Origin of the sequence: Pseudomonas sp. ES4 (assembly GCF_050586665.1) — a bacterium.
Classification (GTDB): Bacteria; Pseudomonadota; Gammaproteobacteria; order Pseudomonadales; family Pseudomonadaceae; genus Aquipseudomonas; species Aquipseudomonas frederiksbergensis.
Window position 1 is genome coordinate 59,399 of record NZ_JBOBDO010000016.1, and the last position, 22,911, is coordinate 82,309.

Genomic DNA, 22,911 nt, shown 5'->3' on the forward strand with positions numbered 1-22,911 from the left:
GGTCGTGCCGCCCGACAGGCAGATACGACAAAGGCCCCAAATGAGGGGCCTTTGTGTTTTACATCAACGACTTATTAAGCGAACGGATGACGCAAAACGATGGTTTCGTTGCGGTCCGGGCCCGTCGAAATAATGTCGATCGGCGCACCGATCAGCTCTTCAACGCGCTTGATATAAGCACGGGCGTTAGCTGGCAGCTCTTCCATGGTTTTGGCACCCACAGTCGACTCGGTCCAGCCCGGCACTTCTTCGTACACAGGCTGCAGGCCCACGTAGCTGTCAGCATCAGTCGGGGCAACGGCATTGCCTTGCGCATCTTTGTAGCCGACGCAGATGTTGATGGTTTCGAGGCCGTCGAGCACGTCGAGCTTGGTCAGGCAGATGCCCGAGATGCTGTTCACATCGATGGCACGACGCAGGATAACGGCGTCGAACCAGCCGCAACGGCGGGCACGGCCGGTGGTAGCACCGAACTCGTGACCTTGTTTGGCCAGGTGAGCACCCACTTCGTCAAACAGCTCAGTCGGGAATGGACCCGAACCTACGCGAGTGGTGTAAGCCTTGGTGATGCCCAGGATGTAATCCAGGAACATCGGGCCAACGCCCGAACCGGTCGCCACGCCACCAGCGGTGGTGTTGGAGCTGGTCACGTACGGATAGGTACCGTGGTCGATGTCGAGCAACGAACCTTGGGCGCCTTCGAACATGATGTCTTTGCCGGCGCGACGCAGGTCGTGCAGCTCGGCGGTCACGTCCAGCATCAGCGGCTTGAGCAGCTCAGCGTATTCCTTGCACTCGGCCAGGGTTTTTTCGAACTCGATGGCAGGCTCTTTGTAATAACCGACCAGCATGAAGTTGTGGTAGTCCACCAGTTCACGCAGTTTGTCTTCAAAGCGCGGCATGTTGAGCAGGTCGCCCACACGCAGGCCACGCCGTGCAACCTTGTCTTCGTACGCCGGGCCGATGCCGCGACCGGTCGTACCGATCTTCAGTTCGCCACGGGCCTTTTCACGGGCCTGGTCCAGCGCTACGTGGAAGGACAGGATCAGCGGGCAGGACGGGCTGATACGCAGGCGCTCGCGCACCGGGACGCCTTTCTCTTCCAGCTTGATGATTTCCCGCAGCAGAGCGTCGGGTGCAACCACCACGCCGTTGCCGATCAGGCACTGCACGCCTTCACGCAGCACGCCCGACGGAATCAGGTGCAAGACGGTTTTTTCGCCGTCGATCACCAGGGTGTGACCAGCATTGTGGCCACCCTGGTAGCGCACTACGGCGGCAGCATGTTCGGTCAGCAGATCAACGATCTTGCCTTTGCCCTCATCACCCCATTGGGTGCCCAGGACTACGACATTCTTACCCATAACACTTGTCCTCATTCGCGCAAACTTGGTGCCGGCGGCAGCCGGCAGGAAAACTCAAGAAGCCAGTGGCGATACTTGCCAAAGCCCGTTCTGCTGAATCAATTGCCGGTCGCAGTCCGCTTCACGGGCGGCGGCCAAAGGTTGTCCAGGCAACGCCTGAACGACACGCTGACCCTCACTGCGCAACTGGCAAACCTGCTGCCAGAGAGCGGCATCCGTACTGTCAGGCATCCAGATACCGCCAGACGGTAACTCGATCTCAGCACGCCCCAGGGTCACCAGGGTTTTCAAATCGGTAGAGAAGCCGGTTGCTGGACGGGCGCGGCCGAAGTCGGCACCGATGTCGTCGTAACGACCACCCTGAGCAATGGACTGGCCAACACCCGGTACGAATACCGCGAACACCACACCGGTGTGGTAGTGGTAGCCGCGCAACTCGCCCAGGTCGAAATACAACGGCAACTCAGGGAAACGCGTGGACAGACGCTCGGCAATCGCCAGCAGATCATCCAGAGCCGCCAATACTGGCGCCGGCGCATTCGCCAGGCGCTCGCGGGCAGCGCTCAATACTTCACGGCCGCCACACAGATCGACCAGCGCCCGCAGCATGCCCGACAGATCGGCTGGCAGGCCTTCGGTCAAGGTAATGACCTCGTCGATGGCCTTACGTTGCAACGCATCGAACAACTGTTGCTCGACTTCACCGGACAGACCGGCGGCGCGAGCCAGCCCGCGGTAGATACCCACATGACCGAGGTCCATGTGCACATCCGGCACATCGGCCAGTTGCAGCATAGCCAACATCAGGCTGATGACTTCCACGTCGCTGCTCGGGCTGGCATCGCCGTACAGCTCGGCACCCAGCTGGATCGGGCTGCGCGAGGACGACAAGGCGCGCGGCTGAGCGTGCAGCACGCTACCGGCATAGCACAGACGGCTCGGGCCTTCGCGTCGCAAGGTGTGCGCATCGATGCGCGCCACTTGCGGCGTGATGTCGGCACGGAAACCCATCTGCCGGCCCGATTGCGGGTCGATGACCTTGAAGGTACGCAGATCGAGGTCCTGGCCCGCGCCGGTCAGCAGGGATTCCAGGTACTCGATATGGGGAGTCACGACAAACTCGTAACCCCAGCTCTGGAACAGATCCAACACCTGACGACGCGCGACTTCAATGCGCGCCGCTTCTGGTGGCAGTACTTCTTCGATGCCATCTGGCAGCAGCCAGCGGTCTACCGTTGCCATTACGCCATTCCCCTATGATCCGGGCGGCCAGCCTTTGGGCGAGCCTTGAGTGAAGCAGAAAATGATCGGTTCATGCGCAAACCACGCGCATGAACAACGCGGCGAAAAGCCCAAATCGGCTTCACCAACCACTTTCCTCGAAAAACCTGTCGAGTCATTCAACTCGCACGCCTGCATAAAAACAGCAATCAAACGTGCAGACGCAAAAAAGCCGGGAATTTCCCGGCTGCCGCATCATACACACGTTTTCCCAAAGGATCACCCCGCCCGAGGCGTTAGCCGCCAGGCGGGGGATGATTCAGGTCAGCGCCGTATCAAGGCTTGGCTTTTTCCAGGTAACGGAAGAAGTCGCTGCTTGGGTCCAGGACCATGACGTCGGATTTGTTCGCGAAGCTTTCACGGTAGGCACGCAGGCTACGGTAGAAACCGTAGAACTCCTGGTCTTGGCCGTAGGCCTTGGAGTAGATCGCAGCGGCCTGGGCATCACCATCACCGCGAACCTCTTCAGATTCACGATAGGCTTCAGCCAGCAACACGCGGCGTTGACGATCAGCGTCGGCACGAATGCCTTCTGACAGCTCGTTACCCTTGGCGCGGTGCTCGCGAGCTTCACGCTCACGCTCGGAACTCATGCGTTCGAACACGCTGCGGTTCACTTCTTTCGGCAGATCAATGGCCTTGACCCGAACATCGACAACTTCGATGCCCAGCTCTTTTTCCGCCATCTTGTTCAGCGAAGCCGTGATATCGGTCATCAGCGCATCGCGCTCACCGGACACCACTTCATGCAGCGTGCGCTTACCGAACTGGTCACGCAGGCCCGATTCCAGACGACGGGAAAGACGCTCGTCGGCAATCTGCTTGAGGCCGGAAGTCGCGGTGTAGAAGCGCTCGGCATCTTTCACGCGCCACTTGGCGTAGGCATCGACCATGACGGCTTTCTTTTCCAGCGTCAGGAAGCGTTGTGTCGGCGCATCGAGCGTCATCAGGCGTGCGTCGAATTTGCGCACCTGGTTGACGTAAGGCACTTTCACATGCAGGCCTGGCTGAACATCAGCCTGGACCACGCGACCGAACTGCAGCAGCACCGCACGCTCGGTCTGAGCCACGATGTAGAAGCAGTTCCAGGCAGCGATCGCCACGACGACGCCGACAATAAGGGCGATCAGCGATTTATTGCTCATCAGCGACTCTCCCTGGTACGTGCTGGCTGTTGCTGCAGATCGGCTGCCGCACGCGCATTCGCTTCATTGCTGCTGGCTGCCGCACCGGTCACCGAAGTGCTGGTGTTGCGACCACTTTCGACCATTTTATCCAGCGGCAAGTACAGCAGATTGCTCTGGCCATTCTTGTTCCCGGTTACGAGAACCTTGCTGGTATTGCTGAAGACTTCCTGCATGGTGTCCAGGTACAGACGCTCACGGGTGACTTCAGGTGCCTTGCGGTACTCGGCCACCAGTTTGGTGAAGCGATCGGCCTCACCCTTGGCGCGCGAGACGGTTTCGTCACGGTAGCCATTGGCATCTTCGATGATGCGCTGGGCCTGACCACGTGCTTCCGGCACGACGCCGTTGGCATAGGTTTCAGCCTGGTTGCGCGAACGCTGCTCGTCTTCACGGGCGCGGATCACGTCATCGAAGGCTTCCTGCACTTCACGCGGTGCGGCTGCGCTCTGTACGTTGACCTGGGTGACGGTGATGCCGGTGCGATAGGTATCCATGAAGCGTTGCAGACGCTCCTTGATTTCGCTGGCCATCAATTCACGACCTTCAGTCAGCACCTGGTCCATCGCGGTGGAACCCACTACGTGGCGTAAGGCACTTTCGGTCGCGTGCTGAAGGCTGATTTCCGGCTGGTCAACGCTCAACACGAAGTCCTGCAGGTTGCTGATCTTGTACTGCACGGTCAGCGGCACTTCGACGATGTTTTCGTCTTCAGTGAGCATTTGACCCTGCTTGGTATAGGCACGCTCACGCGTGACGTTTTCCAGGTACTTGCGATCCAGCGGCGGGAAATAGATGTTCAGACCCGGGCCGACAGTCTCGTAGTACTTGCCGAAGCGCAGCACCACGGCTTGCTCCTGCTCGTCGACGACATACACCGCGCTGTACAGCCACACCGCTGCCAACACGACCAGACCGATGCCGAGCAGACCGCCGAAGCCGCTACTCCTGCCCGAACCGCCCCCGTCATCACCGCGTTTCTTACCACCACCGAACAACCCGTTCAGGCTTTCCTGCAGCTTTCGGAAGGCCTCGTCGAGATCCGGTGGTCCCTTGCGGTCGCCGTTATTGCGGCGCTTGCCACCCCAAGGATCCTGATTATTCGAGTTGCCACCCGGCTCATTCCAAGCCATAGCGCTCTCCATCTGATAAAGCAAAGACGCACCCACGGCGCGCCGACCAATGCTACAGAATGCCTGTCACCGCGGCACAACCGCTTTTTCAGGCTTTTATTGCAAAGTGTGTTGTTCGATGAACTCTGTCGGCACAACGCCTTCACGGCTGACCAGCCGATTGAGCTCCGAGCGCGGTAATCGAACGGCCAGCAAGCTGACACCTTCTTCGTCGTGTTCTTCTTTCTGCACCGCTCCGAGCTCGAAAAACTGCGCACGCAGTCGAGCGAATCGTTGCGGCAAACGCAAGGTACCGATAAACAACTCACTGCCCAGCAACTCGGCAATGGCTTGCTCAAGCAATTCCAGACCACTGCCATCACGCGCCGACAGCCAGACCCGTTGAGGCTTACCGTTTTCGTCTCGCTGGATTTGTGGCTCAACGCCTTCAAGCAAATCGAGTTTGTTATAGACCTCGAGGATCGGCAAGTCCTGGGCACCAATCTCGCCCAGCACCACCATCACCTGCTCGATCTGCAACATGCGATCCGGTTCGGCCGCATCGATCACGTGCAACAGCAGGTCTGAGTTGCTCGACTCTTCGAGCGTAGACCGAAATGCCTCGACCAGTTTGTGGGGCAAGTGGCGTATGAAACCCACCGTATCGGCCAGGACAATCGGCCCCAGGTCGTCGAGTTCCAGACGGCGCAAGGTCGGGTCCAGCGTGGCAAACAACTGGTCAGCCGCGTAAACGTCGGATTTCGTGACGTTATTGAAGAGCGTGGATTTGCCGGCGTTGGTATAGCCCACAAGGGACACGGTAGGAATATCCGCACGCGAACGGCCGCGTCGCGACTGTTCGCGCTGACTGCGTACTTTTTCCAGTCGGCCCTTGATCTGTCGCAGGCGTACCCGCAGCAAACGGCGGTCGGTTTCCAGCTGGGTTTCACCCGGGCCACGCATACCGATACCGCCACCCTGACGCTCAAGGTGGGTCCAGCCACGAACCAGCCGGGTGCTCATGTGATCAAGCTGGGCCAGTTCTACCTGGAGCTTGCCTTCATGGGTACGGGCGCGCTGGGCGAAAATATCGAGAATCAGACCGGTACGGTCGATCACGCGACACTCGAAAACACGTTCGAGGTTACGTTCCTGACTGGGCGTGAGGATGTGATTGAAGATGACCAGATCGGCCTCTTTGGCATGGACCAGGTCGCGCAACTCTTCGACCTTGCCGCTGCCAATCAGGAATTTGGCGGTTGGCCGATGACGCGGCACGTTAAAAAACGCAACGGTCTCGGCGCCGGCCGAATTAGCCAATTCCTGAAACTCCTGCGGATCTTCGCGCGCCTCAGGGTCCTGTCCATCCAAGTGAACGAGGATCACTCGCTCACCACCACCGTGGCGCTCAAAGAACAAAGGAGACTCCTATCAGGCGTTACCTGGCTCAGCATCACCTGCTTCGGATTCGGTTGCGCTAGGCAGACGAATTGGACGAACCGGCACCACTGTAGAGATAGCGTGTTTGTAAACCATCTGGCTGACGGTGTTTTTCAGCAGGATAACGAACTGGTCGAAAGACTCGATCGTGCCTTGCAGCTTGATCCCGTTGACCAGATAGATGGAAACCCCCACTTTCTCTTTACGTAAAGTATTCAAGTAAGGGTCTTGTAGCGAATGCCCTTTTGACATGTGCCGCACTCCTTTAAGGATTCAATATTAAAAAATAGGTAATCAGATGACTTGTGGCCGTCACACCCCCAAGGATAGACGGCAATTGCAAGGACTCAGCTCAATATGGAGATGGTCCCAAGGTATTTCAAGGCGCGCGGCAGATTGTCGCAATCGAGGCTGTCCAACCAATGTAAATCAGCCCAACTGCGCAGCCAGGTGAACTGGCGCTTCGCCAATTGGCGCGTGGCAATGATTCCACGCTCCTGCATCTCGGCTTGCGTCAGCTTGCCATCCAGGTAATCCCAGACTTGTCGGTAGCCTACTGCACGTATAGACGGCATCCCCGAATGCAGGTCACCTCTATCTCGCAGGGCTACGACCTCGTCGATGAATCCCTGTTCCAACATATTCGTGAATCTTTGTTTAATTCGCTCGTGCAGTACCTGGCGATTTGCCGGAGCAATGGCCAAGTTCGCGACAGTATAGGGCAATTGTTGCAGTCCAGAGGCGGCTGCTTCAGTACTTTGCGCAGATTGTTGCAACCTGAGTGCAGTCATGCTCTGACCACTGACGCGATAAACTTCCAGCGCTCGACTCAGTCGCTGCGGATCGTTCGGATGAATACGCGCCGCAGATTGCGGATCGATGACTGCCAATTGATCGTGCAAGGCTTGCCAGCCAAGGCGTGCGGCCTCTTCTTCGATCTGTGCGCGAATGGCCGGGTCAGCCGCCGGCATGTCTGCCAGACCTTCGACCAAAGCCTTGTAATAGAGCATTGTGCCGCCCACCAGCAGCGGAATTTTGCCCCGCGCGGTGATCTCGGCCATGGCTTCGAGGGCATCGCGACGGAAATCGGCGGCCGAATAGCTCTCTGCCGGATCAAGAATATCGATCAAACGGTGTGGAAATTCAGCCAGAAGCTCTTTTGAAGGCTTGGCGGTGCCGATGTCCATGCCACGGTAGACCAGCGCCGAATCGACGCTGATCAGCTCACACGGCAAGACTTTGGTGAGTTCGATAGCCAGGTCGGTCTTGCCGGCGGCGGTCGGGCCCATCAGGAAAATCGCAGGAGGGAGCTGGTTCATCAACGACCGCGCAAGAACAGTTTGTCCAGATCGTCCAGGCCCAGTTGGGTCCAGGTCGGTCGGCCATGGTTGCATTGACCGCTGCGTTCGGTGTTTTCCATATCGCGCAGCAGACCGTTCATTTCGGGGATCGCCAGACGCCGATTCGCCCGAATCGCGCCGTGGCAGGCCATGGTGCCGAGCAGTTCGTTCAGGTGCGCCTGAATCCGGTCGCTGGTGCCGTATTCCATCAAGTCCGCCAGAACGTCACTGACCAATCGATTGGCTTCAGCTTGCTTGAGCAAGGCCGGAATCTGCCGGATCGCCAGGGATTCCGGGCCCAGACGCTGCAATTCAAAGCCCAGGCGCTGGAACCACGCGACGTGTTCTTCGGCGCAATCGGCTTCACGCTGACTGACCGCCAGCGACTCCGGCACCAGCAGCGGCTGACCGCTCAGGCCTTCGCTGGCCATGGCGATTTTCAGGCGCTCGTACATGATCCGCTCATGAGCCGCGTGCATGTCCACCAGCACCAGGCCCTGGGCGTTTTCCGAAAGAATGTAGATGCCTTTGAGCTGCGCCAGCGCATAACCCAGCGGCGGAATGTCGTCCTGCCCGGCTGGCAGCGCTACCGCGTTGGCTTCTGGCAATGGTGCAAAAAACTCACGATACGCTGCCTGGGCCTCAGCAACCGGCACACCGGATTGAGGCCGTGGCGAGTACTGATATTGATAACCGGCACCCGCGCCCGAGCCGGCCGGCGTATTGAACGACGGCTGGGCTTGAGGCTGTTCCAGCAAGGCATTGGCCGCCAGACGCATTTCGCCCTGTGGACCGAATTCGCCAGCATCAATGCCGGTCGGCCGAACGATGGCCGTCGCGACAGGCGCGGCCAAATGGTCTTCCGGCCGCACATCGCCCAAGGCGCGGTGCAGGGTGCCGTAGAGGAAATCGTGAACCATGCGTCCGTCACGGAAGCGCACTTCGTGCTTGGTCGGGTGCACGTTGACGTCAACGCCTGCCGGATCGACTTCGAAAAACAACACGAAGGTCGGGTGCCGACCGTTGAACAGCACATCGCGGTAAGCCTGGCGCACCGCGTGGGCCACCAGTTTGTCGCGTACGGCGCGGCCATTTACGAAGAAGTACTGCAAGTCCGCCTGGCTGCGGTTGAACGTCGGCAAACCGACCCAGCCCCACAAATGCAGGCCATTGCGTTCGATCTCGATCGGCAGCGCCTGCTCGAGGAAACCCGAACCGCAAATCGCCGCCACACGCCGGGCACGGGCCGCGTCGTCATGGGCTTCATGCAGACTGAGGATGGTCTTGCCGTTGTGGCGCAGATGGAACGCCACGTCGAAACGTGCCAGCGCCAGACGCTTGATCACTTCTTGCAGGTGATCGAATTCGGTTTTTTCGGTTTTGAGAAACTTGCGGCGTGCCGGAGTGTTGAAAAACAAGTCACGCACTTCCACCGAGGTGCCCACCGGATGGGCCGCCGGCTGCACGCGAGGCGCCATGTCCCGGCCTTCGGTTTCGACCTGCCAGGCCTGATCAGCGTCTTTGGTGCGGGATGTCAGGGTCAGGCGCGCCACAGAGCTGATCGACGCGAGTGCCTCACCGCGAAAGCCAAGGCTCATGACCTGCTCGAGGTCTTCCAGATTGCGGATCTTGCTGGTGGCGTGTCGCGCCAGGGCCAGCGGCAGGTCATCGGCAGAAATGCCGCTGCCATCGTCGCGCACCCGCAGCAACTTGACGCCGCCCTGCTCCACATCGACATCGATACGCCTGGCGCCGGAGTCGAGGCTGTTTTCCAGCAGTTCCTTGATCACCGAAGCCGGGCGCTCAACCACCTCACCGGCGGCAATCTGGTTCGCCAGTCGCGGGCTGAGCAGCTCGATACGAGCCGTATTGGTCAGCACCTGGTTCATTCTTTGGCCGCCAGCTCAGTGCCAGGGATGGTCAAGTGCTGACCGACCTTGAGCTCATCACTCGACAGCTTGTTGGCGCTGCGCAGCGTGGCCGGAGAAACCTGATATCGCACGGCAATCATCGCCAGCGTCTCGCCGGGGTTCACCCGATGGTCACGCGGGCCTTGGGCGATCCCGCCGGAGTCGCGCAGCCAGGCAATGTAGGTGCCTGGCGGCGGGTTCTGCTGGAAGAACTGGCGCACGCCGCTGCTGATCGAACGCGCCAGCGCTTGCTGGTGGTTCGCTGCGGCAAGCTTGGACGCTTCGTTGGCGTTGGAGATGAACCCGGTTTCCACCAGGATCGATGGAATGTCCGGCGACTTCAGCACCATGAACCCGGCCTGCTCCACCCGCTGTTTATGCAACGGCGTGACGCGGCCGATGTTGCTCAGCACTTTCTGGCCGACGTTCAGGCTAGAGGTCAGCGACGCGGTCATCGACAGGTCAAGCAGCACGCCCGCCAGCATGCGGTCCTTGTCGTCAAGGCTGACGTTGCCGGCACCACCGATCAAGTCGGAACGGTTTTCGCTATCAGCCAGCCAACGGGCCGTTTCCGAGGTAGCGCCGCGATCAGACAGGGCGAACACCGAGGCACCGAAGGCTGCGGCCGAAGGCGCGGCGTCGGCGTGGATCGAAACGAACAGGTCGGCGCCCTTCTTGCGGGCGATTTCGGTACGGCCGCGCAACGGGATGAAATAGTCGCCGGTGCGGGTCAGTTCGGCGCGGAAGCCTTTCATGCCGTTGACCTGACGCTGCAGTTCACGGGCGATGGCCAGTACCACGTCTTTTTCACGCTGACCGCGAGAGCCGGAGGCACCCGGGTCTTCGCCGCCGTGACCGGCATCGATGACGACAATAATGTCGCGCTTGCCGGCCGGGGCTGGCGGCAGCTTGACCGGAGGCTCCACCGGAGTGACCGGCACCGGGGCTACCGTCGCGACGTTGGTCGGCGCCGGAATTGGCGCGGCATCGGCAGCGTTGTCGAACAAGTCGACCACCAGGCGATTGCCGTACTGGGCGTTTGGCGCCAGGGTAAAACTTTTCGGCGTCACGGCTTTTTTCAGGTCGATGACCACCCGCAGATCGGTTGGCGTACGTTGAGCCGAGCGCATGGCGGTGATCGGAGTGTTCGAGCTGTTGACGTTCAGCGGCGCCCCCAGAGTCGCGCCATTGATGTCGATGACCAGCCGATCCGGGGCGGTCAGGGTAAAGACGCTGTGCTGGACAGGCCCGGTCAGGTCGAACACCAGTCGCGTGTTGTCCGGAGCCCGCCACAGGCGAACGCTGTTGACCTTCGTCTCGGCCACAGCATCGACGGTCACCGCCAAAAACAACAATCCTACGGCAGCTACCATCGCGCGAAAGCGCATACCTAACCCCATCATTTAATTGGTTTCCAATGCCAAAGCGGCACACCACGACTCGCCACGCGAGCCCTGGGACAAAATTTTCAGCGAACGCCCGCCATCTTGCGGGCTAATGGTAATGGTCAGGTCGGGCTTTGGCAAAAAGCCTGCACCCTTTTCGGGCCACTCGATCAAGCACAACGCGTCGTCTTCGAAATAGTCGCGGATGCCGAGGTACTCCAACTCCTCAGGGTCGACCAAGCGATAGAGGTCGAAATGGAAGGCACGGATGTCACCAATCTCGTAGGGTTCGACCAAAGTAAACGTAGGGCTTTTTACCGACCCTTGATGCCCCAGCCCCCTGATGATGCCCCGGGACAGCGTGGTTTTCCCCGCGCCCAGATCACCCTCGAGAAAAATCAGACCGTGCCCTTCAGTGGTTTGTGCGATGCGTGCGCCAAACGCAGTCATCGCCTCTTCATCAGCCAGGTACAGGGTTACTTCAGACACGGTGTTTGCTCCTCCAACAACTGACGAATGGCTGGAATCAGATCACTGGCCGCCAGCCCACGGCCCGATTTACCTTCTTGCGCGCCAGCATTGGCGTGCAGCCAGACGGCCAGGCAGGCGGCGTCGAACGCTGCCATGCCTTGCGCCAGCAACGCGCCGACCAGACCGGCCAGCACATCACCCAAACCGGCGGTGGCCATGGCCGGATGACCCTGATGACACAACGCCAATCGCCCATCGGGGCTGGCGATCAAGCTGCCGGCGCCTTTCAGCACCACGACAGCTGTATATTTTTTGCTCAATGCGTGAGCCGCCGCAGGACGATCGGCCTGCACTTGGGCAGTGCTTATCCCCAACAAGCGCGCCGCCTCGCCCGGATGCGGGGTGATCACACAATCCCTGGGCAAGCTCACGTGCTCTGTGGCCAGCAGATTCAATGCATCGGCGTCCCAGACTTGCGGCAGCGGCGCAGTGGCAGCCGCCGACAAAAGGCTGCGCCCCCAGGAAGCCTGACCCAAGCCTGGGCCGACCACCAGCACGGAAACCTTTTGCAGCAGTTCCATCAGTTGATTGGCCGACGAAGTGCCCAACACCATGGCTTCAGGAATTCTCGCCAGCGCGGCCGGAACATGTTCACTGCGCGTCGCCACAGACACCATGCCCGCACCGCTGCGCAGGGCACTTTGCGCGCTCAGCAAGATGGCGCCACCAAAGCCGCGATCGCCGCCGATCAGCAGGACGTGGCCGAATTTGCCTTTATGGGAGGTTGGAGCACGGCCCGTCAGACGCGGCAAGGAACTGGCCGTCAGGCGACGCGCACTGATGGCGACTCCATTAAACGATTCGGGGGAGGCCTGCAGATCGTTGAATACCAACTCGCCGACCACGTCCGCAGCATCGCCGGTGAACAGACCCAGTTTCAGGCCGATGAACGTCACCGTCAGGTCCGCCCGCACCGCCGCGCCGAGTATTCGGCCGGTATCAGCGCACAACCCCGAAGGGATATCCACCGCCGCAACTGGCAACCCGCTGCCGTTGATCGCCGCGATGGCGCCAGCGTAGGGCTCTCGCACCTCCCCCGTCAGACCGGTGCCGAGCAAGGCATCCAGCACGACACCGCGCAATTCGGACTGCGCGCTCCAGGCTTGAACCGCGACACCTTCAGACACAGCCTCGGCATGGGCCAATGCCGCATCACCTTGTAAACGCTTGGGATCACCGACCGCGAACACCCGCACATGCCAGCCAGCACGTCGGGCCAGCACGGCCACCAGATAACCGTCGCCAGCGTTATTGCCATGACCGGCCACGACACTCAATTCATTCGCCGACGGCCAATGGCGGACCAGCGCACGCCAGGTCGCCCGCGCCGCGCGCTGCATCAATTCGAAGCCCGGTGTGCCGGCCGCGATCAGGCTCGCATCGAGGGCTCGCACTTGCGCGGCGCTATACAGCGCGTCGGGTAAATCATCTTTAGTGTGCGGCATGCGTCTTCGGGCTCCGATGTCTGGCAGAATTATACGCACCTCAGCTCCGGTTTCTCTCGCCTCATGCCCGCAATTACCACAGACCTGCCCGCCCTCGCCCAATCCATCAAGGACTGGGGCCGCGAGCTGGGCTTTCAGCAAGTCGGCATCAGCGGCCTCGACCTGGCCGAGCATGAGCAGCACCTGGAGCGCTGGCTCGCGGCCGGCTACCACGGCGAAATGGACTACATGGGCGCCCACGGCAGCAAACGCTCACACCCGGAAGAGCTGGTGCCCGGCACGCTTCGGGTGGTTTCCCTGCGCATGGACTACCTGCCGGGCGATACCGAAATGGCCAAACGTCTGGCACAAACGGAAAAAGCCTACGTCTCGCGTTACGCCTTGGGCCGCGATTACCACAAATTGATCCGTAAACGCGTGCAACAACTGGCCGATAAAATTCAGGCCGAAATCGGCCCGTTTGGTTTCCGCGCCTTCGTCGACAGCGCGCCGGTGCTGGAAAAAGCCATCGCGGAACAGGCTGGTCTTGGATGGATCGGCAAAAACACCCTGGTCTTGAATCGAAAGGCCGGCAGTTACTTCTTTCTGAGCGAACTGTTTGTCGACCTGCCGCTGCCGGTTGACCCGCCACACAGCACCGAACACTGCGGCCGTTGCACCGCGTGCCTCGACATCTGCCCGACCAACGCCTTCGTCGGCCCGTACGTGCTGGATGCCCGACGCTGTATTTCCTACCTGACTATCGAACTGAAAAGCGCGATCCCGGAAGATCTGCGGCCACTGATCGGCAATCGGGTATTTGGCTGTGATGACTGCCAGATCGTCTGCCCGTGGAACCGCTTCGCCCGCCCCTCCGGCGAAAGCGACTTCAAGCCACGGCACAATCTGGACAACGCGGAGTTGGCAGAGCTGTTCATGTGGGATGAGGAGAAGTTTCTCAGCAGCACTGAAGGTTCGCCGTTACGCCGGGCGGGTTATGAGCGTTGGTTGCGAAACCTGGCGGTTGGCCTGGGCAATGCCCCGTCGAGCATTCCGGTGCTGGAAGCGTTGAAGGCGCGGCGCGAATACCCTTCAGAACTGGTCCGCGAACACGTGGAATGGGCTCTGAAACAACACGGACTTGTGTAGCAGCTGCCGAAGGCTGCGTTCGGCTGCAAAGCAGTCGTCATCCTGCAAAGCGAGTCCTGCGGCCTCGAACGCAGCCTTCGGCAGCTGCTACAAAGGCTGCGCGATGTCAGGCTTCGTCGTTGTAGACGAATTTAGGCATTTCCCAGTGAAAACGGATCGCCAGTAACCGCAGCAGGAAGCCGCCAAACAAGGTGATCAAAATCGCCTGTTCCCCCGGCAATTGCAGGTAAATGCACAGCATGTAGCACCACGCCGCGGCGAACGAGACGCTGGCGTAGAGTTCGCGGCGGAAGATCAGCGGGATGTCGTTGCAGAAGATGTCGCGCAGGATGCCGCCGAAAACCCCGGTGATCACACCGCTGACCGAGGCCACCAGCATGCCGTGGCCCATTTCCAGCGCGGTCATGCAGCCGATCAGGGTGAATGCCACCAGGCCCACGGCGTCGAGCACCAGAAACAGCGAGCGCAGGTGGCGCATCCAGCGTGCAGCGAAGACCGTGAACATCGCTGCCACCGAGGTCAGCACCAGGTATTCCGGGTGTTTGACCCACGTCAGCGGGTAATGGCCGAGCAGCACGTCACGCACCGAACCGCCGCCCAACGCCGTGACGCAGGCAATCAGCACCACGCCAAACCAGTCCATCCCGCGACGACCGGCAGACAGGGCACCGGTCATGGCTTCGGCGGTGATGGCAATCAGGTAAAGCATCAGCAACATGGTGGCGGTCCTTGCAAGAAGGCGCGCAGTCTACTCACTTCGCTGAGGTACCAAAAGAGAGCGTCGAAGCATTCACGCATACCTGTGGCGAGGGGGCTTGCCCCCGTTGGGTCGCGTAGCGGCCCCAAAACCTGGCACCGTGTTTTGTCAGGCAGTACGCGCCAGCCGATTTACGACTGCTTCGCAGCCGAACGGGGCGGTGCGACGTTTCGACAAGCCCCCTCGCCACAAAAGCCCTCACCGCTCTGCATCAGAACTTGATGAAATGCTTGCGATAGTGCTGCAGCTCGGCGATCGATTCGCGAATGTCGTCCAGGGCCAGGTGAGTGCTGCCCTTTTTGAAGCTGTCGCGCACGTCCGGCGCCCAGCGTGCGGCCAACTCTTTAAGAGTCGATACGTCGAGGTTGCGGTAGTGGAAGAAGCTTTCCAGGGATTTCATGTGCGTATAAAGGAAGCGACGGTCCTGGCAGATGCTGTTGCCACAGATCGGCGATTTGCCCTTCGGCACCCATTTTTCCAGGAAGGCGATGGTTTCGGCTTCGGCTTCGGCCATGCTGATACGGCTGTCGCGAACCCGCTGGGTCAGCCCGGAGCCGCCGTGTTGACGGGTGTTCCACTCATCCATGCCAGCGAGAATTTCGTCGCTGTGGTGGATGGCGATCACCGGACCTTCGGCCAAGGTGTTCAGGTCACTGTCGGTGACGATGGTGGCCATTTCGATGATGACGTCGGTATCAGGGTTCAGACCGGTCATTTCCAGGTCGATCCAGATCAGATTCTGCGGGTTTTGCATGTGTCGGCTCCTAGGCAATGCTGCGCAGTTTAGCCTAGGGCGGCGGCCGGGCGTGCTAAACTCGCGGCCGTTTTACCTAATCGCTGCATTCTTGATACGGAACACCCATGGCCAAACGCCAACTCAATCGTCGTCAAAACTGGCGCATCGAAAAGATTCAGGGCGAACGCGCTGCCCGCGCCGCCAAACGCGAGTCCTCGGCTGTCGAGGCACTTGAAGGTGGCGACCTGGGTCCGGAACAAACCGGCCTGGTGATCGCGCACTTCGGTGTGCAGGTCGAAGTCGAAGCCCTCGATGGCGATCTGGCCGGCCAGGTGTTCCGCTGCCATTTGCGCGCCAACCTGCCTGCGCTGGTGACCGGCGATCAGGTGGTCTGGCGTGCCGGCAACCAGGGTATCGGCGTGATCGTGGCGCAACTGCCGCGTAAAACCGAACTCTGCCGTCCGGACAGCCGTGGCCAGCTCAAGCCTGTCGCCGCCAACGTCGACATGATCGTCATCGTCTTCGCGCCGCTGCCCGAGCCCCATGCCAACCTGATCGACCGTTATCTGGTCGCCGCTGAGCACGCCGGGATTCGTCCGCTGCTGCTGCTCAACAAGTTCGACCTGATCGACGAGCAGAACGCCCCGGCGTTGAATGCCTTGCTGGCGGTTTACCGCACGCTGGGTTACCCGGTGCTGGAAGTCTCGGCCCACCACGGCAATGGCATGGAGCAATTGCAGGCACAACTGGACGGGCACATCAGCGTATTCGTCGGCCAATCCGGCGTCGGCAAATCCTCGCTGGTCAACACTCTGCTGCCGGAAGTCGAAGCCCGTGTCGGCCCGCTGTCCGAGCTGTCCGGCCAGGGCACTCACACCACCACGACCGCGCGGCTGTTCCACTTCCCCGGCGGCGGTGAGTTGATCGACTCCCCGGGTATCCGCGAATTCGGCCTGGGCCACGTCAGCCGTGCCGACGTCGAAGCTGGCTTCATCGAGTTCAACGACCTGATCGGCACCTGCCGCTTCCGCGACTGCAAGCACGACCGCGAGCCGGGTTGCGCATTGCTCAAGGCCCTGGAAGAAGGCCGCGTGCAGCAGCAACGGATGAACAGCTATCGCTCGATCATCGCGAGTTTGCCGGAAACCAGCTACTAGACCGGCACAAAACCTGTGGGACCGTGCACACACTGAAAATGAAGTGGCTTCCAAACCAGTGAAAGCCGCAAAAAAAAGCCGACATCACTGTCGGCTTTTTCATGGGTCACTGCTTCGGCGGCTCACCCGGCTTCGGTGCCGGATCCTCGAACAGATTCAACCGCTGCCGAAGCTCATGCGCCGGCAACGGCTCTTTATCCGCCGGCAGCGCATTCGGATCGGCTGGCGTGGCGGGCACTTCGCCCGGGCCGCCCTGCCCTTGTGTCGGCGCTGGCTCTGGAGCCGGTTCCGCACCTTGCGAACCTTCTATGGCACGCTGGGCTTTCTTGGTCAGCACCACGATGTCGATACGGCGGTTGACCGGGTTGAACGGGTTCTTGCGATCGAACAGGGCTGACGAGGCATAACCGACGACCCGCGCCACCTGAGTGTCTGGATAACTACCTGCGACCAGCGCACGACGTGCTGCGTTGGCGCGGTTGGCCGAGAGTTCCCAGTTACCGAAATCACCCGTGCCCGAATACGGCTTGGCATCGGTGTGGCCGCTGATGCTGATCTTGTTCGGCACCGCTTTGATGGTGTCGGCCATGGCCAGGAGGATGTCTTCGAAGTACGGCTTCAAACGCGCTGAGCCTGAGTCGAACATCGGCCGGTTTTCGGCATCCACGATCTGGATGCGCAAACCATCCGATGTAATTTCGAACAGGATCTGGTCTTTGAATTTCTTCAGTTGCGGGTTCTCTTCGACCTTGTTCTGCAGTTCTTGCAGCAACAGCTCGAGACGTTCCTTCTCGACCTGTTCGGCCATGCCCTCAACCTGCTCGGCGTCGATGGTCACCTTGTCTGGCTGCGGCTGGGATTTCACCTCGGGGTTGAGCGTGCTCTCCGGCGCCAGGGTCGGTGTGCCGCCCAGGTCGATGATGTACGGCGTGCCGCTTTCGGAAAAGCCGACCGGGTCCTTGAAGTAACCGGCGATGGCGATCTTCTGTTCAGGCGTTGCGGTGGACAGCAGCCACAGCACCAGGAAGAACGCCATCATCGCCGTCGCGAAGTCGGCGAAGGCGATTTTCCAGGCGCCCCCGTGATGCCCGCCGGCGATGCGCTTGACGCGCTTGATGATTATCGGCTGGTTATTTTCCATGCCTTAACGTCCGCGAACCGCTTGTTCCAGCTCAGCGAAGCTAGGACGGTGCGCCGGGTACAGAACTTTACGACCGAACTCCACCGCCAGCGATGGCGGCATACCGGAAGCCGAAGCGACCAGCGAGGCTTTGATGGCTTCGTAGACGTTGAGTTCTTCCTTGGCATCGTGGGCCAGGGAGTGGGCCAGCGGACCGAAGAAACCGTACGCGGCGAGAATACCGAAGAAGGTACCGACGAGGGCCGCACCGACGTGCAGGCCGATGGATTTCTGATCGCCTTCACCCAGCGAAGCCATGGTCACCACGATACCCAGTACCGCCGCGACGATACCGAAACCGGGCATGGCGTCGGCAATACCGTTCACCGCGTGGGACGGATGCTCGAGGTCTTCCTTGAGGCTGTAAAGCTCCATGTCGAACAGGCCTTCAAGCTCATGGGGCGCCATGTTGCCGGAGGACATGATGCGCAGGTAATCGCAGATGAATGCGGTCATGCGTTCGTCTTTGAGCACGGCCGGATACTTGGCGAAGATCGGGCTCGCAGCAGCGTCTTCGATGTCGCCTTCGATGGCCATCATGCCTTCGCGGCGGCTCTTGTTGAGGATCTCGTAGATCAGGCCCAGCACTTCCAGATAGAACGTGTGGCTGAAACGCGAAGTGAACATGCCCAGGGATTTCTTGAGCACGTGCATGGTCATGTAACTGGGGTTGGCCTGGAGGAATGCGCCGAGGGCCGCACCACCAATAATCAACACCTCGAAGGGCTGAATCAGGGCGGCAATTTTGCCGTGGGAGAGCACGTATCCGCCGAGCACGCTCGCGAATACGACGATGATGCCGATTATTTTAGCCATAGGTAGGAGAGCACTTACTGAGTCGGGTTCAAGGTCATATTCGGAAGTTAAAAAATCTCTTCTTCTACTTATCGGCAAAACTGCGCCAGACTATAGCCAGTTCAGGCGAAAAGCCAATTTGGCCCGCTCCGGGCATAGGTAATGCAGACGGTGATCGCGTCCAGACATGGCTAACGAAACGAACGTTCCAATTCCAAAACCGACCACTCTCGAAGGCTGGGTCAAGCTTCTCGATGGCGTGCGCCTGCCGGTTCCGCAAGCCAGTCATGACCGTGTCTGCAAGGCCATCGCCAACAGTCGCAGCTCTCTGCGCGATATCGCCGAACTGATACAGGACAGCCCGGCGCTGGCCTTGAGCGTGATTCGCGAAGCCAATCGCCACACCCATGGCAGCATGACCGAACCTGCGGAAAACCTTGAGGTGGCGATCAATCGCCTCGGTTTGAAACGCACCGAAGAACTGCTCGCCCGGTTGCCTGCCCTGCCGCAATCGGAGATCCCGATTGCCCTGCGTCAGCTGCAGCTGATCAGCCAGCACGCGACCCAACAGGCCAACGGTTTTTTCGCCAGTCGCCTGGCGCGACTGTGGCAGGACATCCACTGGGGCAGCCTGCTGTTTCTCTCGCCACTGTGGCCGATGGCATTGACTCATCCGCAGTTGCTCGAAGAGTGGGAGCTGCGGGTCATGCACAAAGGCGAGTCGGCACACAACGTTGAAAAGCAATTGTTCGGCACGCGTCTGCTGGAAATCTGCCTGGCGCTCGTGGACATCTGGCGCCTGCCGATCTGGGTGCAGCAGGGTTATCGGCTGCTGCTCAACGAGCAGCGTGAGCTGGTGAAAGTGCTGCGCATCGCGCGCGACAGCGATCATCCATTGCGCCAGCAGAACCGCCTCGATGACGACCCGACGCTGCGTCGCTGGCTCAATCAGCCGGCCAATACGGTGCTGCTGGCCAACGGTCTGGCGCTGTCGGCGCAGCAGTCCTGGAACAGTCCACACAGTGAGCGCTGGCAGTTCCTGACCAGCCTTTACCTGCAAATGCCGATGGACGAAGTGCAGCAGCAGTTGCACCAACAGGCCGCCAACAGCGCCCGCCATCACGCCATGCCAGACCTTTGGCACCCCGCCGTTTCGCTGATCTGGCCGTGGGGCATGAACCGCGTGCACGCAGGCTTGCTGCCGGCCCCGGCGCCGACCGCCGAAGACCTGGCGAAATGGCGCAGACAATGCGCCGAGCTGCTGGTCGAGCCCAGCCGCTTCACCAATGCCATGCACTTGACCACGTCTGCCCGGGACGCTTTGGTCGCGTGCGGCATGCGTCGGGTGATGATCCTGATGGCCGACCGCACCCACGCCAATCTGCGAGTGCACCAGACGGCCGGGCTGCCAAAGGAAGCGGCCGGCCTGAATTTTGTCGTCAGCCAAAGCACCGTGCTGCAACGCCTGCTCTCGCAACAAGCCCAGGTGCACCTGACGCCGACCAACAACGCACAATTCTCGGCCATGCTGCCGGCCAGCCTGCGCTCGCAGTTCGGCGGCGAACACCTGCTGCTACGCTCACTGGTCAATAACGGCCGGGTGATCATGATTGTGGTGGCGGATCAGGGCGGCGGACCGTTCTCTGAAATCACCGTACAAGCCTTCGGCAAAACCGCGCAGTGCATCGAAAAGGCACTGCACAGCTTTAGTCACCGCTAGCAACGAAAGCCGCATCGGCCTGTAGCAGCTGTCGAGCCCCGGCGAGGCTGCGTTCGGCTGCGAAGCAGTCGTAAAATCAGGGATTGCGGTATATCCGGCAGATCGCATTCGCCAGGTTCACGACTGCTTCGCAGCCTCGCCGGGGCTCGACAGCTGCTACAAGCCCCGTTGTTTCCCCTGCCGAAATAACTGATAACAGGCCCTCATGACGCTGCTATACAATCCTCCCCTTTGTGCTCTGGAGACCTCACATGTCTGACTTCTCTGGCTTGCCGCTGGTGATCGAGCCGAGCGACTTGCTCCCGCGTCTCGACGCCCGCGAACTGATTCTGGTAGACCTGACCAGCAGCGCCCGCTATGCCGAAGGGCATATCCCCGGTGCGCGTTTTGTCGATCCGAAACGCACGCAACTCGGTCATGCGCCTGCGCCGGGACTGATGCCGCCGCAAGCGGCGCTCGAAGCGTTGTTCGGTGAGCTGGGACACAACCCTGATGCGGTCTACGTCGTCTATGACGACGAAGGCGGCGGTTGGGCCGGGCGCTTTATCTGGCTGCTGGATGTCATCGGCCACAGCAAGTACCACTATGTCGACGGCGGCCTGAAGGCCTGGCTGGCAGAAGGCTTGCCCATGTCGATCCAGATCCCGGCTCCGGTCGGCGGCCCGGTTGCGTTGACCCTGCACGACGAACCCACTGCCACCCGCGAATACCTGCAAAGCCGTCTCGGTGCCGCCGACCTGGCGATCTGGGATGCACGCGGGCCGCTGGAATACTCCGGTGAGAAAGTCCTGGCAGCCAAGGGCGGGCACATTCCCGGCGCGGTCAATTTCGAATGGACCGCGGGCATGGATCAGGCGCGCAACCTGCGCATCCGCACCGACATGCCGCAGATCCTGGAAAAACTCGGGATCAGCAAAGACAAAGAAGTGATTACCCACTGCCAGACTCACCATCGTTCTGGCTTCACCTATCTGGTGGCCAAATCCCTCGGTTATCCGCGGGTCAAAGGCTACGCCGGTTCCTGGGGCGAATGGGGCAACCATCCCGATACGCCCGTAGAGCTTTAAGGTTTTTAAGGACAGTTAATGAATAAGCGTTTGTTTATCCTCAGCCAATACCTGCTGCCCCATCACTTGCTGTCGCGCCTGGCCGGCTGCATTGCCGAATGCCGCGTGCGCTGGTTCAAGAACGCCTTCACCGCCTGGTTCGCCAAGCGTTATCAGGTGGACATGTCCCAGGCGCTGGTCGAAGACCTGACTGCCTACGAACACTTCAACGCATTCTTCACCCGCGCCTTGAAGGACGGCGCTCGCCCGCTGGACGAGACGCCTGGCGCGATCCTCAGCCCGGCCGACGGTGCGGTCAGCCAACTCGGCCCGATCGAACACGGTCGCGTGTTCCAGGCCAAGGGCCACAGCTTCAGCGTGCTGGAATTGCTGGGCGGCGACGCTGCCAACGCAGCGCCGTTCATGGGCGGCGATTTCGCGACTATTTATCTGTCGCCGAAGGACTACCACCGCGTGCACATGCCGTTGGCCGGCACCTTGCGCGAGATGGTCTACATCCCGGGCCGGATCTTCTCGGTCAACCAGACCACCGCCGAAAACGTTCCGGAACTGTTCGCCCGTAACGAGCGTGTGGCGTGCATTTTCGACACCGAGCGCGGGCCGATGGCCGTGGTGCTGGTGGGCGCAATGATCGTTGCGTCGATCGAGACCGTCTGGGCCGGGCTGGTCACGCCGCCGAAACGCGAGCTGAAAACCTTCCGCTACGACGAAGCTGCCCGTGCGCCGATCCATTTGGAGAAAGGTGCAGAACTGGGTCGCTTCAAACTGGGTTCGACCGCTGTCGTGCTGTTCGGGCCTGATCAAGTGAAGTGGGCTGAAGAGCTGGCGGCCGGTTCGCCGGTGCAGATGGGCCAGGGCATGGGCCTGGCAAAAGACTGATCACTGATCCGACCCCGCGAACGTCTTCGCGGGGTCGGACATTTCGGTGGTGCCGTTACTCTATCTGTCCACGGAAGCCGATTGGCCCTTCGTTGGCGTAGGTATTGGTGCCACTGAGGTTTTTCCCTCCATCACTGGAGGTCACGCTCAACGCCACAACGTTCTGATTATCACGGCCGCCGATGACCCATTTGCCACCCGGATGCCATGGAGCGTCGTTGCCGCCCCACTGATTTTCAACGTTGTACTGGTTCTGACCCGTGCGCTGAGCCTTGAAGCCAATGGGACCTTCACCCGCATACGTCATGGTGCCGGTGAAACTCTTGCCGCCATCGCCCGATTTGATCTCGATCGCGACAACGTTCTGGTTGTCCCGCGCGCCTAGCGTCCAGTCTCCGCCCGGATGCCAGGGTGCCGAACTACCGCCCCATTGATTTGCCACTACGTATCTAGACATAAACTTCATCTCCTTGAAGTTACAAGAGACCTGCCCTGCGTAG

At 60.5% G+C, this 22,911-nt stretch carries 21 protein-coding genes; 5 read left to right on the forward strand and 16 right to left on the reverse strand.

Going from position 1 to position 22,911, the window contains the following annotated elements; all coding sequences use genetic code 11:
* Window positions 1-74: 74 nt before the first annotated feature.
* The 11 genes from ACQ4OB_RS18090 to ACQ4OB_RS18140 all read right to left on the reverse strand — a co-directional run bounded on the left by ACQ4OB_RS18090 (window position 75) and on the right by ACQ4OB_RS18140 (window position 12,992).
* Window positions 75-1,364 (reverse strand): adenylosuccinate synthase, encoded by a 1,290-nt coding sequence (locus tag ACQ4OB_RS18090; protein WP_074873214.1) that lies wholly within the window; start codon window positions 1,362-1,364, stop codon window positions 75-77.
* Between the two features lie 54 nt (window positions 1,365-1,418).
* Window positions 1,419-2,606: an ATP phosphoribosyltransferase regulatory subunit gene (locus ACQ4OB_RS18095; RefSeq protein WP_007939588.1), complete on the reverse strand. Its 1,188-nt coding sequence runs from the start codon at window positions 2,604-2,606 to the stop codon at window positions 1,419-1,421.
* Window positions 2,607-2,920: 314 nt separating this feature from the next.
* Window positions 2,921-3,790 carry a protease modulator HflC gene (hflC, locus tag ACQ4OB_RS18100; RefSeq protein WP_056746351.1) on the reverse strand — a complete coding sequence of 290 codons (870 nt, stop codon included), beginning with the start codon at window positions 3,788-3,790 and terminating at the stop codon, window positions 2,921-2,923.
* Window positions 3,790-4,962, reverse strand: a complete 1,173-nt coding sequence (gene hflK, locus ACQ4OB_RS18105; RefSeq protein WP_074873211.1) for an FtsH protease activity modulator HflK — start codon at window positions 4,960-4,962, stop codon at window positions 3,790-3,792. The genes hflC and hflK overlap by 1 nt, the downstream gene beginning before the upstream one ends.
* Before the next feature lie 96 nt (window positions 4,963-5,058).
* Window positions 5,059-6,360, reverse strand: coding sequence for a ribosome rescue GTPase HflX (hflX, locus tag ACQ4OB_RS18110; RefSeq protein WP_074873207.1), 1,302 nt, complete (start codon window positions 6,358-6,360; stop codon window positions 5,059-5,061).
* A gap of 12 nt (window positions 6,361-6,372) precedes the next feature.
* Window positions 6,373-6,633 carry an RNA chaperone Hfq gene (gene hfq / locus ACQ4OB_RS18115; RefSeq protein ID WP_007902656.1) on the reverse strand — a complete coding sequence of 87 codons (261 nt, stop codon included), beginning with the start codon at window positions 6,631-6,633 and terminating at the stop codon, window positions 6,373-6,375.
* A 95-nt stretch (window positions 6,634-6,728) separates the two neighbouring features.
* Window positions 6,729-7,700 (reverse strand): tRNA (adenosine(37)-N6)-dimethylallyltransferase MiaA, encoded by a 972-nt coding sequence (gene miaA / locus ACQ4OB_RS18120; protein WP_074873204.1) that lies wholly within the window; start codon window positions 7,698-7,700, stop codon window positions 6,729-6,731.
* A complete protein-coding gene (mutL, locus tag ACQ4OB_RS18125; RefSeq protein ID WP_074873201.1) occupies window positions 7,700-9,610 on the reverse strand; it encodes a DNA mismatch repair endonuclease MutL in 1,911 nt (636 codons plus the stop codon). Before mutL ends, miaA begins: the two co-directional genes overlap by 1 nt.
* Window positions 9,607-11,034, reverse strand: coding sequence for an N-acetylmuramoyl-L-alanine amidase (locus ACQ4OB_RS18130; RefSeq protein WP_074873198.1), 1,428 nt, complete (start codon window positions 11,032-11,034; stop codon window positions 9,607-9,609). The genes mutL and ACQ4OB_RS18130 overlap by 4 nt, the downstream gene beginning before the upstream one ends.
* Window positions 11,035-11,505 carry a tRNA (adenosine(37)-N6)-threonylcarbamoyltransferase complex ATPase subunit type 1 TsaE gene (gene tsaE, locus ACQ4OB_RS18135; protein ID WP_074873195.1) on the reverse strand — a complete coding sequence of 157 codons (471 nt, stop codon included), beginning with the start codon at window positions 11,503-11,505 and terminating at the stop codon, window positions 11,035-11,037.
* A complete protein-coding gene (locus ACQ4OB_RS18140) occupies window positions 11,493-12,992 on the reverse strand; it encodes an NAD(P)H-hydrate dehydratase (protein WP_430956157.1) in 1,500 nt (499 codons plus the stop codon). The genes tsaE and ACQ4OB_RS18140 overlap by 13 nt, the downstream gene beginning before the upstream one ends.
* A gap of 63 nt (window positions 12,993-13,055) precedes the next feature.
* On the opposite strand from ACQ4OB_RS18140, the gene queG reads away from it, so the two are divergent.
* Complete coding sequence (gene queG / locus ACQ4OB_RS18145; RefSeq protein ID WP_430956158.1) at window positions 13,056-14,120, forward strand: tRNA epoxyqueuosine(34) reductase QueG; 1,065 nt, start codon at window positions 13,056-13,058, stop codon at window positions 14,118-14,120.
* 106 nt (window positions 14,121-14,226) lie between these two features.
* On the opposite strand, the gene ACQ4OB_RS18150 is transcribed toward queG, so the two are convergent.
* A complete protein-coding gene (locus ACQ4OB_RS18150) occupies window positions 14,227-14,838 on the reverse strand; it encodes a trimeric intracellular cation channel family protein (protein ID WP_008153267.1) in 612 nt (203 codons plus the stop codon).
* Window positions 14,839-15,088: 250 nt separating this feature from the next.
* On the reverse strand, window positions 15,089-15,631 hold the full coding sequence (gene orn / locus ACQ4OB_RS18155) for an oligoribonuclease (protein ID WP_008035288.1): 543 nt from the start codon (window positions 15,629-15,631) through the stop codon (window positions 15,089-15,091).
* 107 nt (window positions 15,632-15,738) lie between these two features.
* Between orn and rsgA the strand changes: the two genes are divergently transcribed.
* A complete protein-coding gene (gene rsgA, locus ACQ4OB_RS18160) occupies window positions 15,739-16,770 on the forward strand; it encodes a small ribosomal subunit biogenesis GTPase RsgA (RefSeq protein WP_074873186.1) in 1,032 nt (343 codons plus the stop codon).
* Window positions 16,771-16,876: 106 nt separating this feature from the next.
* Here rsgA and motB read toward each other — a convergent pair whose 3' ends face one another.
* Window positions 16,877-17,911 (reverse strand): flagellar motor protein MotB, encoded by a 1,035-nt coding sequence (gene motB / locus ACQ4OB_RS18165; protein WP_074873183.1) that lies wholly within the window; start codon window positions 17,909-17,911, stop codon window positions 16,877-16,879.
* Window positions 17,912-17,914: 3 nt separating this feature from the next.
* Complete coding sequence (gene motA, locus ACQ4OB_RS18170; RefSeq protein ID WP_074873180.1) at window positions 17,915-18,766, reverse strand: flagellar motor stator protein MotA; 852 nt, start codon at window positions 18,764-18,766, stop codon at window positions 17,915-17,917.
* A gap of 166 nt (window positions 18,767-18,932) precedes the next feature.
* On the opposite strand from motA, the gene ACQ4OB_RS18175 reads away from it, so the two are divergent.
* From ACQ4OB_RS18175 to asd, 3 genes are all read left to right on the forward strand, one after another.
* A complete protein-coding gene (locus ACQ4OB_RS18175; protein WP_430956159.1) occupies window positions 18,933-20,465 on the forward strand; it encodes an HDOD domain-containing protein in 1,533 nt (510 codons plus the stop codon).
* 251 nt (window positions 20,466-20,716) lie between these two features.
* Window positions 20,717-21,532: a rhodanese-like domain-containing protein gene (locus ACQ4OB_RS18180; protein WP_074873175.1), complete on the forward strand. Its 816-nt coding sequence runs from the start codon at window positions 20,717-20,719 to the stop codon at window positions 21,530-21,532.
* Window positions 21,533-21,550: 18 nt separating this feature from the next.
* Window positions 21,551-22,411: an archaetidylserine decarboxylase gene (gene asd, locus ACQ4OB_RS18185; RefSeq protein ID WP_430956160.1), complete on the forward strand. Its 861-nt coding sequence runs from the start codon at window positions 21,551-21,553 to the stop codon at window positions 22,409-22,411.
* A gap of 55 nt (window positions 22,412-22,466) precedes the next feature.
* Here asd and ACQ4OB_RS18190 read toward each other — a convergent pair whose 3' ends face one another.
* On the reverse strand, window positions 22,467-22,868 hold the full coding sequence (locus ACQ4OB_RS18190; RefSeq protein WP_042932429.1) for a lectin OAA family protein: 402 nt from the start codon (window positions 22,866-22,868) through the stop codon (window positions 22,467-22,469).
* Window positions 22,869-22,911 lie beyond the last annotated feature (43 nt).